The organism is Pseudoalteromonas sp. LC2018020214 (assembly GCF_016598755.1).
GTDB classification, from domain to species: Bacteria; Pseudomonadota; Gammaproteobacteria; order Enterobacterales; family Alteromonadaceae; genus Pseudoalteromonas; species Pseudoalteromonas distincta.
The window spans coordinates 480,271-496,506 of record NZ_CP066804.1 but is presented as its reverse complement, the minus strand read 5'-3'; the positions used below and the strand labels follow the sequence as shown (position 1 = coordinate 496,506).

General features: G+C 39.5%; 11 protein-coding genes. 3 read left to right on the top strand and 8 right to left on the bottom strand.

Going from position 1 to position 16,236, the window contains the following annotated elements; genetic code table 11:
* Positions 1-74: 74 nt before the first annotated feature.
* The 4 genes from JG479_RS02190 to JG479_RS02175 form a co-directional block, all read right to left on the bottom strand.
* The gene (locus tag JG479_RS02190; protein WP_182671023.1) at positions 75-830 is read right to left on the bottom strand and encodes a class I SAM-dependent methyltransferase; all 756 of its coding nucleotides are present in this window, start codon (positions 828-830) and stop codon (positions 75-77) included.
* A 57-nt stretch (positions 831-887) separates the two neighbouring features.
* The gene (locus JG479_RS02185; protein WP_002958415.1) at positions 888-2,066 is read right to left on the bottom strand and encodes a response regulator transcription factor; all 1,179 of its coding nucleotides are present in this window, start codon (positions 2,064-2,066) and stop codon (positions 888-890) included.
* A 140-nt stretch (positions 2,067-2,206) separates the two neighbouring features.
* Positions 2,207-4,246, bottom strand: a complete 2,040-nt coding sequence (prlC, locus tag JG479_RS02180) for an oligopeptidase A (protein WP_149602058.1) — start codon at positions 4,244-4,246, stop codon at positions 2,207-2,209.
* Between the two features lie 86 nt (positions 4,247-4,332).
* On the bottom strand, positions 4,333-5,007 hold the full coding sequence (locus JG479_RS02175) for a DUF2461 domain-containing protein (RefSeq protein WP_138488457.1): 675 nt from the start codon (positions 5,005-5,007) through the stop codon (positions 4,333-4,335).
* A 78-nt stretch (positions 5,008-5,085) separates the two neighbouring features.
* Here JG479_RS02175 and gorA point away from each other — a divergent pair, with 78 nt between their 5' ends.
* The 3 genes from gorA (at position 5,086) to JG479_RS02160 (ending at position 8,296) form a co-directional block, all read left to right on the top strand.
* Positions 5,086-6,447 (top strand): glutathione-disulfide reductase, encoded by a 1,362-nt coding sequence (gorA, locus tag JG479_RS02170; RefSeq protein ID WP_039485720.1) that lies wholly within the window; start codon positions 5,086-5,088, stop codon positions 6,445-6,447.
* Between the two features lie 271 nt (positions 6,448-6,718).
* Entirely contained in the window at positions 6,719-7,351 is a 633-nt protein-coding gene (locus JG479_RS02165; protein ID WP_138488456.1) for a hypothetical protein, read from the top strand.
* A 108-nt stretch (positions 7,352-7,459) separates the two neighbouring features.
* Positions 7,460-8,296 (top strand): mechanosensitive ion channel family protein, encoded by an 837-nt coding sequence (locus JG479_RS02160; protein WP_138488455.1) that lies wholly within the window; start codon positions 7,460-7,462, stop codon positions 8,294-8,296.
* A 338-nt stretch (positions 8,297-8,634) separates the two neighbouring features.
* Here the strand turns inward: JG479_RS02160 and tldD are convergent, their stop codons facing one another.
* From tldD to rng, 4 genes are read right to left on the bottom strand one after another with little or no spacing between them, the layout of a single operon-like run.
* The gene (gene tldD, locus JG479_RS02155) at positions 8,635-10,074 is read right to left on the bottom strand and encodes a metalloprotease TldD (protein ID WP_024597409.1); all 1,440 of its coding nucleotides are present in this window, start codon (positions 10,072-10,074) and stop codon (positions 8,635-8,637) included.
* Entirely contained in the window at positions 10,071-10,910 is an 840-nt protein-coding gene (locus tag JG479_RS02150) for a carbon-nitrogen hydrolase family protein (RefSeq protein ID WP_200219840.1), read from the bottom strand. The genes tldD and JG479_RS02150 overlap by 4 nt, the downstream gene beginning before the upstream one ends.
* Positions 10,907-14,764 (bottom strand): YhdP family protein, encoded by a 3,858-nt coding sequence (locus JG479_RS02145; RefSeq protein WP_200219839.1) that lies wholly within the window; start codon positions 14,762-14,764, stop codon positions 10,907-10,909. Before JG479_RS02145 ends, JG479_RS02150 begins: the two co-directional genes overlap by 4 nt.
* Entirely contained in the window at positions 14,764-16,236 is a 1,473-nt protein-coding gene (gene rng / locus JG479_RS02140) for a ribonuclease G (RefSeq protein ID WP_002958405.1), read from the bottom strand. The genes JG479_RS02145 and rng overlap by 1 nt, the downstream gene beginning before the upstream one ends.

Here is a 16,236-nt window from a genome sequence, read left to right as displayed (position 1 = left end):
CCTAAGATCCAAGCCAATATAACGATTCTTACATAGATAAATTCTAGGGATAAACCACCAATTTGTTTTGATGTTTAAACCATTGCCGCCTTTACATAAACATCAAAACGGTTCTTTTTGGTTTTGATCTGCATACTTGGGGTTTTTTCGTTTAAGAATGGGGCGTAATCAGGGCGTTTTACAACGACACGCTTACTGGCAAGTGGATAAGCAAAATCAAGTAAATCGTCAGCGTCGTTGTCTGCACCAACTAGCTCTTGAAATACGCGCATTTCTTTTTTAACTAATGCTGATTTTTCGCGATGCGGAAACATAGGATCTAAATAAACAACATCGGGCATGCTTTCGCACTGAGAGAGCAAGGTATGGCTTGAGCCAAATATTAGGCTCATGTTTTCTTTCATCCACACACCAATTTCAATATCGCTATAGGCTCGCTTTAACCCATCGTATAAAAGGGCTGCAACAACCGGATGACGTTCATGTAATATAACTTTGCACCCTAGCGAGGCAAGTACAAAGCCGTCTCGCCCAAGGCCTGCGGTAGCATCAAGTACAACAGGCGTTGCACCTTTATTTAAACCAACCGCTTTGGCAATAGCTTGCCCTTTACCACCGCCAAACTTGCGCCTATGGGCAGCAGCACCGGTTACAAAATCAACATTAATTGCACCTAGTTTAGGCTCATCGGTTTTAAATAGGCTTAACCCTTTATCGTCGTAATGTAAGCTAAAGCCACTGCAATTTTGCGCCCATTGGGCTAAACCAAAGCGTGTTTCTAATTCATTTAAATAAGGGCGTAACTCTTTAAAAGCACACTGAATAACCACAATAAACTCCGACGATAAAATACGCCTGTAGTATATCAACCGCTTTACTTTAAAGCACTAAAATAGCTCTATATCACTGTGATGATTAGTATTGACCTTTGCGGCTTCCGCTTTAGTGCGTAAATTAGATATAAGTTCATTGCGGCTTTCGGCAACTTGTTTAAGCTGATATTTGATAAAAGCTAAATCACTATTAGCCGATACAAATAACTGCATTGTTTGATCTAATTGAGATATATATAAGGTGAGATCTGCAGGATTTGCTTGTGTTTGTTGTAGCTTAATGGCGCAGTCAAGCTCATGTAGCTGCTCTATAAACACTTTAGTACTTTTGTTTTGCTCTATATTTTGAGTAGTTAACTGCTTAACAATATCTTGAAGGGCTGTACTTATTTGAGCTGCCTGCTCATAACTGCTTTCGCTTCTTTCCATGGTAATAACCTTCTCGTTGGTTACTTCTAATATATGCGGGAACAGATCTTTATAGCGTCCGTACAAAGCATCGTTATCAACTGGCATATTTTTTATCAAAAGGGATACTTTGGGGTAATTAATTATAGTACTACTACCAATATCAACAAATCGTTGAGCTTGTCTGTGTTGCTCCAGCAGCTCTTGCTCTAACGGGCATACACCGCTTTGCTGACTGTAAAAAACACCTGTTCCTTGATACCAAAACACAACCACAACATCTAAATTTAAAGGAGCAAAAAAGGCAAAAAAGTGTTCACTCAACGATTGAAAGTTATTAGCGTGATAGCTTTGTCCAACGTAGCGCATTATACGCCCCATATCGCCCGACTCTGTCATCGCTATTTCCGCTGTTTTATTCGCTTTTGCTATATCCAGTTTTAGCTTTGCACATTGCTGTCGATATTCGTAAAGCACTTTTATACGCGCTATTAACTCTTCTGCGTTAAAGGGTTTAGTAATGTAATCAGATGCGCCAACACTATAACCTTTTACCCGATCGCTTAACTCTATTTTAGATGAGAGAAACATAACGGGAATATCTTGAGTGCTTTCACTGTGCTTTATCGCTTTACATACGTCATAGCCTGACATACCTGGCATTTCAATATCGAGTAAAATAATATCAGGGTTATATTTATTGGTTAGCCTTAATCCTTCATCGCCATCTTTTGCATGAATTATTTTACAAAACCCTGCTAAAGACTCTTCAATTATATGATGAACATATTTGTCGTCATCAATTGCTAATACCAACTTTGCCATGCCTTAATCCATTTTAATAGGTGTGCTAAAAGCATAGTACGACAGGATGAAATTACTAAAAATTATTAGATAATAATTTACAAATAATAAAAAAGCGCCATTTAGGCGCTTTAATTTGGTTTGTGCTAAATATTAGATTTTTAAGCTGCAATACCGCTGTGGCGTAGTAACGCGTCAACATTAGGCTCACGACCACGGAACTTTTTAAATAATTCCATTGGCTCTTCACTGCCGCCTTTTTCTAAAATATTTTGCATGAAAGCTTGCCCGGTTTGCGGGTTAAAAATACCTTCTTCTTCAAATTTAGAATAAGCATCAGCAGAGAGTACTTCAGCCCATTTATATGAGTAATAACCAGCGCTGTAACCGCCTGCAAAAATGTGGCTAAAGCCATGTTGAAAACGGTTAAACTCAGGAGGCTTAACGACCGAGGTACGGCTGCGTACGTCATCAAGTACTGCTTGAATTTGACACTCTTCACCTGCTTTATAATCATTGTGGATTTTAAAGTCGAATAACGAGAACTCAATTTGACGTAGCATTTGCATGCCTGAGTTATAGTTTTTAGCCGCTAGTAGCTTATCAAGTAGCTCTTTAGGTAACGGCTCGCCCGTTTCATAATGGCCTGAAATAAAGCTCAATGCTTCTTCTTCATAACACCAGTTTTCTAAAAACTGACTAGGAAGCTCTACCGCATCCCACGCCACGCCATTAATACCCGCAACAGGAGCAGCATCAACTTGTGTAAGCATGTGGTGAATACCATGACCAAACTCGTGGAATAAGGTTGTCACTTCGTCATGAGTAAACAATGCAGGTTTATCGCCAACCGCTTTATTAAAGTTACACACTAAATAAGCCACTGGAGTTTGTAGTTCGCCGTTAGCACGTACTTTACGGCCCATACAGTCGTCCATCCACGCCCCACCGCGTTTACGGTCGCGTGCATATAAATCGAGATAAAAACGTCCACGTAAGGTATTGCTGCTATCTACAATTTCAAAAAAGCGTACATCTTTGTGATAAGTATCAAAGTCAGTAACTTCTTTTACGCTAATACCAAATAAGCGGTTAACGGTTTCGAATAAGCCACTTAATACTTTATTTGCAGGGAAGTAAGGACGTAGTACTTCATCTGAAATAGCGTATTTTTCTTGCTTAAGTTTTTCGCTGTAGTAACCAAAATCCCATGCCTGTAATTCAGAAATACCATGTTTTTGCTCAGCATAGGCTTTTAACTCTGCCACTTCTTGTTCTGCTTGTGGTTTTGATTTAGCAGCAAGGTCTTCTAAAAACGAGAATACTTGCGCTGGTGTTTCGGCCATTTTAGTTGCCAGTGACTTTTCAGCGTAGCTGTTGAATCCTAGTAACTGTGCAAGTTCATGGCGAAGCGCAAGCTCCTCACTCATAATCTCTGAGTTATCAAATTCACCAGCATTAGGGCCTTGATCTGATGCGCGCGTAGAAAACGCGGTGTAAGTTTCTCTGCGAAGTTCGCGGTTATCTGCATAGGTCATAATTGGTAAATACGACGGGAAATCAAGGGTAAATACCCAACCGTCTAACTCTTTACTTTTTGCAGTATCAGCTGCAAGCGCTAAAGCAGATTCTGGCAAGCCAGCTAAGTCGCTTTCATCAGTAATATGTTTGTGCCAAGCAAGTGTGGCATCCATTACGTTGTTGCCAAATTTTGAGGCAAGTTCTGATAAACGCGCGCTAATTTCGCCGTAGCGTTTTTGCTGCTTCGGCGCTAATGCAATACCCGATAATTTAAAGTCACGAAGCGCATTAGTAATTGTTTTTTGCTGTGCTGTAGTCAGCGTTTTAAATTCGTCGCTGTTATAAAGCGTATTATACGCGTTGTATAATCCTTGATGCTGACCTACAAATGTTGAATATTCAGATATTAACGGTAAGCACTGCTCGTAAGCTTCACGTAATTCGTCGTTATTCATTACTGAATTTAAATGCGATACAGGGGAGAACATGCGCGATAATTTATCGTCCGCTTCTTCAAGGGGTAATACTAAGTCATCCCACGTGTACGAGCCTTTCGCTAGCACGTCATCAATGGCTTTACGACAAAGCTCAATACCGTCTTTTAGTGCTGGTACTACGTACTCAGGCTTTATTTTTGAAAATGGTGGTAAGCCTTCAAGGCCAATTAGTGGGTTGCTCATAAATACTCTCTTTGCGTTAATGCATTACGTTTTAAATTGGGTCTAAAAGTAAAAAAACAACTCAGCCGCTTTTAAGTTGTTTAATTTTAATAAGGTTGCTCTAAAGCAAAACACAAATAACCCATTAATGAGTCGGCCACTTTATAACGTTCTAGTACCGTATCAACTAGGTTATTACTGCATATTTGCTTTTGAGTAAGTGGGCTAATGGCTATAAAGTCTTTTCGTTTGAGCTCATCTATTAAGGGATGATCTTTTTCAAAACCCCTTGGTGGGCGTTTTAGCGACTCTCCTGACATTTCAAATATAGATTTAAATTGCTCATCATAAATTGCTTTTTTATAGCTATTTGGGTTTTCATCTATGCAGGTTCTAATTGCATTAAGCGCCTTTGATTCTGGGCGCCAAATACCAGCACCTACAAAACATTCGTCATTTGCTAAGTGAAAATAAAAACCAGGGGCGTGTACGTCTTTTCCCATAAAATGGCGAAATTGAATCCCTACATTAATTTTATATGGGGTTTTATCTTTACTAAAACGCGCGTCTTTATGGATTCTCATTAAACTACCGCCGACTTTTTTATCTGATGCGACAAAATGGCTAGAAACCTCAGCAAGTGGTGCTTGCATTTGCCTAATGAAATCTAAAGCGGGCTCTCTTACGTATTCCTCATACTGTGATTTATGGTCGTTAAACCAGTCTCTATTATTGTTTTGATCAAGCTGAGCAAGAAATTCGAATGTTTTTTTACTAAACATAGGTCACCTAAACACTCTTTATTTTTAAAACTTAATGTTATGCTAATGCGCATAAAACTCAACGCCTAAGGACATAAAATGACACAACACTTTGATTATATTGCAATCGGTGGTGGCAGTGGTGGTATTGCCTCTGCAAATAGAGCGGCAATGCGTGGCGCTAAAGTAGCACTTATAGAAGCAAAACACATGGGCGGCACGTGTGTAAACGTGGGCTGTGTACCTAAAAAAGTAATGTGGCACGGTGCTCAGGTTGCTGAAGCAATTAATTTATATGCCCCAGATTACGGCTTTAATGTTGAAGTTAAAGGCTTTGATTGGAGCAAGTTAGTAGAAAGCCGTGAAGCCTACATAGGTCGAATTCATAAAGGTTACGACAGTGGCCTTGCTAGCAATGGCGTTACTGTAATTAAAGGTTTTGCTAAATTTGTAGATAATAAAACAGTTGAAGTAAACGGCGAGCACTACACAGCCGACCATATATTAATTGCAGTAGGCGGCCGCCCAAGCATTCCGCATATTGAAGGTGCTGAACACGGTATCGATTCAAATGGCTTTTTTGAACTAAAAGAGCAGCCTAAGCGCGTTGCAGTTATTGGCGCAGGCTACATAGCCGTCGAGCTTGCTGGTGTATTACATGGTTTAGGTACTGAAACACATTTATTTGTTCGTAAGCATTCTCCACTTCGTAACTTTGACCCATACATAGTTGAAACACTTGTTGATGTTATGGCTGCTGAAGGCCCTACTCTTCATACAGAATCTGTACCTCATAAATTAGTTAAAGAAGATGATGGCTCTGTAACGCTACATTTAGATAATGGCAAAACTCATAACGTTGACCAAGTAATTTGGGCCATTGGCCGCCAGCCAACAACAGATGCAATTAATGTAGCCGCTGCCGGCGTAGAAGTTAACAGCGATGGTTTTGTTAAAGTTGATGAGTTTCAAAATACCACAGCTAAAAATGTATACGCGGTTGGCGATATTATCGAAAACGGTATTGAACTTACGCCTGTAGCAGTTAAAGCAGGGCGTACTTTATCAGAACGCTTATTTAATAAAGAACTACCTGATGATTTAAAAATGGATTACAGCCTAGTTCCTACTGTTGTATTTAGTCACCCACCAATTGGTACTATTGGCCTTACTGAACAAGAAGCTATTTCTCAGTATGGCGAAGAAAACGTTAAGATTTACCAATCTGGTTTTACAGCTATGTACACAGCGGTAACTAAACATCGCCAGCCTTGTAAAATGAAACTTGTATGTGCCGGCCCAGACGAAAAAGTAGTTGGCCTACATGGTATTGGTTTTGCGGTTGATGAAATGATTCAAGGTTTTGCAGTTGCCATGAAAATGGGCGCAACTAAAGCTGACTTTGATGCCGTTGTTGCGATTCACCCAACAGGTTCTGAAGAGTTTGTTACTATGCGCTAGGCGCTAGGCGCTAAACTCTAAGCGCTCAATTATAAAAAGCCCTTGTTAAGTAATTAGTAAGGGCTTTTTAATGCTTGTTATATTTTGCACAATAAACCACTTAAAACGTCATATTAAAAACATCCATTCAACATTAAAAAAACAACTAAGCTATTATTTTAACAGCAAAAATTTTAGACAGATAAAAAGGTTAAAAGTTTAAATTTTGTTTTGGCTTTAAAGCATTTTAACGATTAGAATCCCGCGCATTTATAGTTTCTCTTGGTTATTTATGTTTTTACTACGATCTTTTATTTATTTATTATGCCTAGCGGGTGTTGCTCATTTAATTCAACTTGAAGGGTTTGAATTAAAACAGGATGCACTTTACAGTGAAGAAACTCTTACCGAACATATGCAAGATGTTTTAACTTTTTTAAGCTGTATTTTATTTTTTTACGCTTCGCGAATTAACTTTCAACTCAAAATACCGGCTGTATTACTAGCTGCGTTATCGGCAATGATGTTTGTGAGAGAGTTTGATACCTACCTCGACTTATACTTTTTTGATGGCGCTTGGCAAAGTATCGTCTATTCAATTTTAGCTGGCGTTTTTGTTTATTTAATAACAAACAGAGGAAGTATTTTTAACTCTTTAAAAGCCTATAGCCTCACTCCTAGTTATGGAATTTGCTTATCAGGCATGGTTACTTTACTCGCATTTTCGCGAATGATGGGCAAAGGCGCATTTTGGCATTCAGTAATGGGTGATGACTATGTACGTGCGGTAAAAAACATTGTTGAAGAAGGTATAGAAACGCTTGGCTATACTTTGATTTTTATTTCAGCCATTGAGCTTGTACTCATATGCCGAAAAAGAATGGCTAAAAATCACAAGCATTGCACTGATCAAGTAACTCAATAACGTAGCTACATTTTTTATTGGTTACTTTTTTTACACTAAATTTGCTAATTGGTTTAATAAATCAATATACTGAGCCTGTTTTTATCAACTCACGTTTAATTGGATACCATGACTAAAGATATATTGCTGCATCCGTTTCTTCTTTCAATTGTAATGATCACAATTGCATTTGTACTAAAAGTGCTTGTTGATAAGCTCGCTAAAAGTCGCGCAGAAAAAAAAGAAAAAGACATCCGTTACATCGCACACAATATTAAGCACTTTATTAATTTTGTAATGATGATATCGCTGCTATTTGTGTGGTCTACTGAAATTCAAAACTTTGCACTTTCTATTGCTGCTTTTGCTGTGGCGATTGTACTTGCAACGCGTGAGTTTATTCAGTGTGTAATAGGCTTTTTTTACCTCGTAACAACTCGCCCGTTTAGAGTGGGTGATTGGATACAAGTAGGTGATTACTTTGGTGAAGTAGCTGAAACGGATTGGATAAAAACAACCATGCATGAAATTGATATACATACTTATCAATTTTCTAGAAAAACCATATACATACCTAATAATAAGCTGATTACCAGCTCTATTAAAAACTTAAACTTTGTAAAACGCTTTGTTACACATCATTTTATTATTGTCCGAAGAGAGAGCTTTAACCCGTACCCTATTCACGACACACTCACTGAGCAAGCTAAACTGTACTGCGAAGAGTTTCAAGAAGTAGCAAGCCGTTATAATTCGATGATTGAGCGTAAACTTGATGCAAAAATATCTGGTCCAGAGCCGGTAATTCACTTTGGTACAACCGATTTAGGTGAATTTAAAGCAAGCTTTACCTTGTTTTGCCCGACAGAAAAAGCGCTTGAGATAGAGCACAAATTAACAGAGTGCTTTTTTGCGTTATGGTACAAAGAGGCTGAAAAAAATAAAGAAAGTGAAGGAGAGGCATAAACCTCGCCTACACAAAGTAAAAATACAAATCGTAGGTGCGAGTTTATTTCGCGCTCTATTTCTAAGTCTGTATTTAAAAAGCGAGGTGTAAAACCTCACCTACCCAAAGTAAGAATGCAAATCGTAGGTGCGAATTTATTTCGCGCTCTATTTCTAAGTCTGTATTTAAAAAGCGAGGTGTAAAACCTCACCTACCCAAAGTAAGAATGCAAATCGTAGGTGCGAATTTATTTCGCGCTCTATTGCGTGAGCGTATATTTAAAAGGCGAGGTGTAAAACCTCACCTACAATAAACGTCAAGCACGTAGGTACGAATTCACTTCGCGCTTGAGTAATATTTAAGCTGTACCACCGACCGTTAACTGATCAATTTTAAGGCTTGGTTGGCCTACGCCTACCGGTACGCTTTGACCATCTTTACCACAAACACCAACACCTTTATCAAGTGCTAAGTCGTTACCAACCATAGATATTTGCTGCATTACTTCTGGTCCATTACCAATAAGCGTTGCGCCTTTAATTGGCTGGGTAATTTTACCATTTTCGATTAAATACGCTTCTGATGCGCTAAATACAAACTTACCTGAGGTTATATCAACTTGTCCGCCGCCAAAGTTAGGCGCGAATACCCCTTTTTTAACTGAGCTGATAATATCGGCTTGGCTGTGCTCACCACCTAACATGTAGGTGTTAGTCATGCGAGGCATTGGTAAATGCGCATAAGACTCACGACGTGCGTTACCGGTAGGATTTACACCCATTAAACGCGCGTTTAGCTTATCTTGCATATAGCCTTTTAAAATACCATTTTCGATAAGTACGTTGTAAGCAGCTGGTGTGCCTTCATCATCAACATTAAGTGACCCACGGCGATCGGCCATGGTGCCATCATCAACAACAGTACACAGCTCAGATGCTACTTTTTGGCCCACTTTACCACTAAACGCAGACGCGCCTTTGCGGTTAAAGTCGCCTTCAAGTCCATGTCCTACTGCTTCGTGTAAAAGCACGCCAGGCCAACCATTACCAAGTACAACTTCCATAGTGCCGGCAGGTGCATCAATAGCTTCAAGATTTACTTTAGCTTGGCGTACCGCTTCTTCTGCAAATTCCATCCAACGTGGTTTACCATCAACAAGCTCTTTAAAGTAACCATAATCTAAACGTGCACCACCACCTGCGCCACCGCGTTCACGGCGACCATTTTTTTCAAGCAGCACTGAGCAGTTTAAACGAATAAGCGGGCGAATATCGGTGGCAAACGTACCGTCACTAGCTGCGATTAATACTTCTTCGTATACCGCTGACATTGAGCTAATTACTTGCTCTGCATCGGGTGCTAGTTCACGAATATAGTTTTCAAGTTCGCGTAATAAACTCACCTTGTCGGTATCGCTCATACTCGAAATTGGCTGATGCGCTGCAAACTGCTCTTTAGCTTTAACATCACTAAATACTTTAATCGCTCTATCTTCGCCAGCATCTGCGATGCTACGAGCCGCTGTAGCCGCCTTATTAAGTGCTTCAAGATTTATTGCATCAGAGTAAGAAAAACCTGTTTTTTCGCCGCTTACAGCACGTACACCAACGCCACGTTCAACGTTATAAGAGCCTTCTTTAACTAAGCCGTCTTCAAGCACCCATGATTCGTGGTGGCTTGATTGAAAATATAAATCGGCGTAATCCACTTTATGCTGATGTATGTAAGCGAGCGTTTTTTCGAGCTCTTCTCTATTTAGCTGGCTGTCTTGTAGTAAATGCTGTTCAACCGAATTCATAATAAATGCTCTCTAAATCGTTGATGAGACTGCACGGGCATATCTCGTCTAATTTTTTGTAACTGGTCTAAATCTGCGTTGCAGCTTATAAAACCGGTGCCTGTTGGCAATTCACTCAGGGTATTGCCCCAAGGCGAAATAATAATACTGTGGCCATATGTTTGTCGGCCATTTTCATGTGTACCGTACTGAGCAGCTGCAACTACATAACATTGTGTTTCTATTGCGCGAGCTGCTAATAGCGGTTGCCAATGCGCTTGCCCTGTAGGGACTGTAAATGCACTGGGTACTAAAATAATATCGGCGCCTTGGCGTACTAGTTCGTTAAATAAGCCACTAAAGCGCAGATCATAACATACTGTTAAGCCAATTTTACCAAAGGGAGAATCAACAACCACTACATCGCGACCTGCTTGGGTAAAATCTGACTCTCGATAGCTACCTGTTTTATCATCAACGGTTACATCAAATAAATGTATTTTGTTATACGTTGCAACCAGCTCGCCTTGATTATTATATAAGTGCGATGCTGCGTAATACTTATGTTCGTTAAATGGCTCAGGCATTGTGCCTGCATTTAACCAAATATTATGGTGTTGGCACAATTCACTAAGTTGTAATTTGTATTGCTCAACTTGCTTAGCAACACGTAACGTATCGTTACCACTTTTACTAAACACTAAAAAAGCTTCTGGTAAGCAAACAAGTAATGGTCTTGTTGCTGGCAGAGTTTTAAGTGCGCGCTTTAAGCTTGTTATGTTCTCATCAGGGCTTAGCCCTGAACACATTTGTAGGGCGACTATTGTGGGTGTGCTTATGCTTGCTGTTTTGTTCATTGCGTTACTGTTACTTGAGCATCTTTAAGTTTTAAATCGACTGATGCTTGTGGCTGATTTTGCGCAGCTTGAGGTAGTGTAACTTCACGACTTTTTCTGTCGAGTTCTTGAACAATAGGATCGTTCATTTTACCCGTTACTTTAAAATTGATCTCTGAGATGACGCGCGCAGAATGAATAACTTTATCAAGTGCTAAAGCAGCAAGCCCTGTTACTGGATTAACCATCCACGCCACTATAACCGGAATGCTTGAGGTTACTTGTGGCGCTACAGCAAGGTCGTAATCTATATCTAGCGTATTTAAGTTTGCGTAGCCTTTAATAGTTAAATCGGCAGGCACACCATCCATTTTAGTATCTTTAGTGTAAGCGATACCGTTTTCTAACTGCATAGAGCCTTGCATGCTGTTATAAAAAAAGCCCTTTGAAAATACATCTCTAAAATCAAGTTTCAGTTTGCGTACGAGTGAATCAAGGCTCAACAGCGAAAATACGCGTGCACCACCATCACTGATTTCAGTTAAGTGACCTTCCCCTAAATCCCAAGTAACTTCACCACTTAAAGTTTTCACATCAAAATCATAAGGTGCAGCTTGCCAAGTAAGATCATAATTTAGATCAGCTTTAGAATCTTTAATTGCAGAGGTAATATCAAACTCGCCAAACAATGCGCCTATATCATCACTTTTAAGCTCACCTCTTAGCGTTGTTAAACCATTTTGCCACTGCCCTTTAGTGCGCAGTACATGATCTCCTTTATCGATTACAAGTTCTGATATCGATAAGCGCTCGCCATCACCTAATAATGACGCACTCACTTTATCAAGCTGATAGCGATCAATTTTGCAGTCACTACATTCAAACTCAATGGCAGGTATTTTAGTAAGCCAGCTCAAGTCTTCCTCAGGAAGTACATCTGTTATTTCGATTAATTGCTCGCTAGGCTGTGCAAAGTTAAGCCTTAAGTAATCGGCATTAATTCGTATAGGCTGGCTAGGTTGTGATGTAGGAATAAAAACCCCAGCTCTAAGTTCTTTAGCATTTAACTTTAGGTATAAATCGTCTTTTGATGGTGCTAAACGCATTTCAAAATCATTAAAGATGATGTTACTTGCATCAAGCATACCTATATTTGCGACCGCCTCATTAAGCGGTGGCATAATCCCTTTTGATTCTTTATCTGGGTTTGATTTACCTGCTTTAATTATTTGATCAATCAGATCAAACCAAGGCACTAATTCACTCTGCTCAAGATTTATATTTACGCTTAAGTCTTTTTGGTTTAATCCTAAATCTTGTTTTCCGAGCACAAAATGGACATTACTAAACTGTGACTTTCCATTTTCTAAAATAGCATTAAAGTAAAACTGTTGATTAGCGTTTGCTGTAATGAGATTAGAAATATCATCACCTTGAACTACTGCATCAAGCGCCCACGCTTGTTCGCTATTTTTATTATAAGGTGCGGGTAAGTTGCTCGTTAAGCCAAGTAGCTCTGAGTTTACCTGTGCACGGTAATTAAAGCCTTGTTCGGTAAAATTAAGTACCAAACCAATATCAACATCGCTTTGCCCACTTAAATAATTTTTTAATATACCTTGTCCACTATCGATTAGTGTATCGGCGTCAATTTTGGCGTTTACATCTATGTTTGCTTGGTAATTTTTAGCATCACTTTTACTGCTGTAATTAATATTTAGCGGCATGCCCAACCACTTCGCAGTCGCATTTTCAAGTGTGATGTTGTCGTTTTTAAAATTAAGCTCGCCAGTTAAGTTTTTAAGCTCAATGCCTGGCGTTGCTATAAATACTGGCAAGTCATTTAAATTAACTTTGCCGCTAACACTGGCTCCGCCTTTAAACTTAGAGCCTACTAAAAGCTCAATACTGGCATCGGCTTCGCCTTTGCCCTGTACAACTTTAAAAATTTCAGCAAGAGGTTTGGCAATAGGTGTCGCTGCAAAAAAGTCATGTAACTTTTCCATCTCTGCTTTTTTATCAATTTGCACAATAAGTTCATCAGCATTCATTAAATCTGCAATGCTCACCTGTACACTATTACCAATATCTAAATTAACCAACTTGCCTTGCTGGCTATATATGTCCATTCGCTCATTAGCAAAATGTAGCTGTACATCAGCATTAGTGACCGCTGGCCAACTAGGGTCAAACTCATAGGTTGCATTGTCTATTTGTGCTAATACATCAAACTGACCACTACCATCAGTAAATGGGAAACCAGACAAAGGCCCTGCAAATAAGACCTGTGCTTTAGATACTTCTCCGCCTTTAATTGCACCATTTAAATAGCTAACAAGTTCAGGGCTCATCGCTTTTAATGGGAAGTAATGACCTGCAATATTGGCATCTGGAGCGAACGCTTCTGCGTAAAGATCTAATCGAGGATCATCTGTTAGACTAATTTGTAATTCTGCAGCAAGAGTAACTTCATCATTATCAAACCAGATATTGTCACTACTTATATGCCAGCCATCATCTCGCTTAGCTAAATCTAGCTCAACATTTAGCTGATTATAATTTATGTCGTTACTAAAGCTTTCGCCTGTAACTAATGTGCCATTTTCACCAAATAAATTTATTCGACCACTACTTTGGGTAAGTAAACCATTTACTCTAAGTCCTTGCGCTGCTGGTACCGATCTTAATTCTTGCCAGCCAATATTGTTAGCCTCAAACCATAATTGCCATTGCTGTGCATTAGAAAAACTTAAATAAGCTTGATCTATTTGCCCACTAGGTTGGCGTTCTAAAAATGGTTCAAGTGCATTAAAATTACTTAGCCCGGCTAGGTTACTCAGTAATTCAAAATCAACTTGATGCAGCCACACCTTATTTTGCAGCCCTAGTTGGGCTTCAAACTCTAAACTTGGCCATGCTTTATCATTACTATTAAATGTTAAACCGGTGCTTTTTAAGTGCCAGCTATTTTGTTCTGGATATAGATGGAATCCACCTTCACTCAAACTAACTTGGTGGTTTTGCTCTTCTCGCTGCCAGCGTACAAAGCTTGGTAACCACTGCATTTTCACATCGCTTACAAAACCTTTATCTAGTTTTAGCCATGCTTGTAAATTAATATCGCTATGTAGTTGTTGTTTTTGCGTATTTATATATTGCGCTAACCAGTTAGATACATCGACCTTATTAGCCTGCACATAGATGTCGCCCGCAACCTGCTCTAGAGTATCTCCGGTAAGTGCTATGCGTGCGTCAAAGTCTCCGACCGAAATTCCCGGTAGTGCTAAGCTTCCACTGCCAAGGTGCTGCTCATCTTCATTTTGCCAAACAATGTTTTGAAGAAGTAATTTACGTTCTTTACCATCTTCTAAAATAAAGTTAATACTGGAATTTTCTATTGCAAAATGACCCGTTTTACCCAAAAATAGTTCTTCAATTAGCTCTTTTTGCTCAAAAGAAACTTCGTCGTTGTCACCGGTTTTAAATAAGTTGGTGATATTTACACTGGTATGAAAACCATTAATAACAAAATAATTAGATCTAAGTTGCAGTGCTTTTAAGCTTTCCCATAGGTTTAGCTCTAAGCTGGTTTTAGCAATGGTGAGTGATATTGGCGCGGTTTCGTTATCTTTAAACGATAAATTTTCTAGCACTAATGCAGGACCACTGCCCTGCCAACTAGCTGATATTTCGCCAATAGATAAGCTTATTTCAAACTTTTCGTGTAAATAGCTTTCTATGTCACCTTTGTATTCGTTTGCATACGGGAGGGTATATTTTAAAATTGAAACAATAACGGCCAGTAATACCAAAATTATGGCGCAGGTCTGCCATAACTTTCTAAAACAAAAAAAACAGACCGCTTTTGCTTTCATTACATCATTACCACATCAAACTGTTCTTGGCTGTATAAGCTCTCGGTTTGAATATTGACTTGCTTACCAATAAATAGTTCAAGCTCAGCAAGGTTATGATACTCATCGTTTAGTAGGGCCTCACTTACAGCAGGTGCTGCGTACACCATAAACTTGTCCGCTGCGTATGCTCGGTTAACACGCACTATTTCACGTAGTATTTCGTAGCAAACCGTTTCAACTGTTTTTTGTGAACCACGACCGGAGCATGCAGGGCATACATCACATAAAATATGCTCTAAGCTTTCGCGTGTACGTTTACGCGTCATTTCAACAAGGCCAAGCGCTGAAAGGCCATTAATATTCGTTTTAGTGCGATCTTTTGCAAGGGCTGATTCAAGTGAATGAAGCACCCGCCTTTTATGATCCTCACTTACCATATCGATAAAGTCGATAATGATAATACCGCCTAAGTTACGCAGCCTGAGCTGGCGGGCAATTGCAGAGGTTGCTTCTACGTTGGTATTAAAAATGGTTTCTTCTAAATTACGATGCCCTACAAATGCGCCAGTATTAACATCAACAGTCGTCATTGCTTCTGTTTGGTCAATAATTATATAACCACCAGATTTTAGCGTAACTTTACGATGTAGTGCTTTTTGAATTTCGTTTTCAACGTCAAACAAGTCAAATATAGGCCGCTCGCCTGGGTAGTATTCAAGCACTTGAGAAAGCTGTGGAACAAACTCTTCAGTAAATAACTTTAGTTCTTCATAGCTGAGTTTAGAGTCAACGCGAATGCGCTCCATATCTTCGCCTACGTAGTCACGCAGGGTTCTAAAGGCAAGCGTTAAATCTTCGTGTAGGATACTAGCTTTACTCGTTTTTCTACGACGTGATGTTATTTTTTCCCATAATTTTCTTAAAAAGCCGGCATCGTGTCGTAATTCAGCTTCGCTAGCACCTTCGGCAGCTGTACGTACGATAAAGCTGCCATTTTCATCGCCATATTCTGCGACTATTTTTTTAAGACGTGAGCGCTCTTCTTCAGTTTCTATACGCTGACTAACCCCTACATGGGTCGCATCAGGCATAAACACTAAATAGCGAGAAGGAATAGTTATATCAGTGGTGAGCCTTGCGCCTTTAGTGCCTAGCGGATCTTTTACCACTTGCACCATAATGTATTGGCCTTGACGAACTAACTCTCTAATATCTTGTACTTTTTTTATTGGAACGTCGTCTACGCCTTCAACAATAGAGGCACTATTTACAATATCGGATGCATGCAAAAATGCAGCTTTTTCAAGGCCGATATCAACAAAAGCAGCCTGCATACCCGGAAGTACACGGCTTATTTTTCCTAAGTAAATATTGCCTACAATACCTAGATTACCGATTCGCTCTAGCTGTATTTCTTGCAGTACACCGTTTTCTATTAGGGCAACACGGCTTTCGCTCGGTGTGACATTGATCAGTAATTCTGTACTCAT

Excerpts from the sequence above, each read along its gene's own strand:
- JG479_RS02185 (WP_002958415.1), bottom strand. The coding sequence starts at position 2,066 with ATGGCAAAGTTGGTATTAGCAATTGATGACGACAAATATGTTCATCAT.
- prlC (WP_149602058.1), bottom strand. The coding sequence starts at position 4,246 with ATGAGCAACCCACTAATTGGCCTTGAAGGCTTACCACCATTTTCAAAA.
- JG479_RS02175 (WP_138488457.1), bottom strand. The coding sequence starts at position 5,007 with ATGTTTAGTAAAAAAACATTCGAATTTCTTGCTCAGCTTGATCAAAAC.
- gorA (WP_039485720.1), top strand. The coding sequence starts at position 5,086 with ATGACACAACACTTTGATTATATTGCAATCGGTGGTGGCAGTGGTGGT.
- JG479_RS02165 (WP_138488456.1), top strand. The coding sequence starts at position 6,719 with ATGTTTTTACTACGATCTTTTATTTATTTATTATGCCTAGCGGGTGTT.
- JG479_RS02160 (WP_138488455.1), top strand. The coding sequence starts at position 7,460 with ATGACTAAAGATATATTGCTGCATCCGTTTCTTCTTTCAATTGTAATG.
- tldD (WP_024597409.1), bottom strand. The coding sequence starts at position 10,074 with ATGAATTCGGTTGAACAGCATTTACTACAAGACAGCCAGCTAAATAGA.
- JG479_RS02150 (WP_200219840.1), bottom strand. The coding sequence starts at position 10,910 with ATGAACAAAACAGCAAGCATAAGCACACCCACAATAGTCGCCCTACAA.
- JG479_RS02145 (WP_200219839.1), bottom strand. The coding sequence starts at position 14,764 with ATGAAAGCAAAAGCGGTCTGTTTTTTTTGTTTTAGAAAGTTATGGCAG.
- rng (WP_002958405.1), bottom strand. The coding sequence starts at position 16,236 with ATGAGTACAGAATTACTGATCAATGTCACACCGAGCGAAAGCCGTGTT.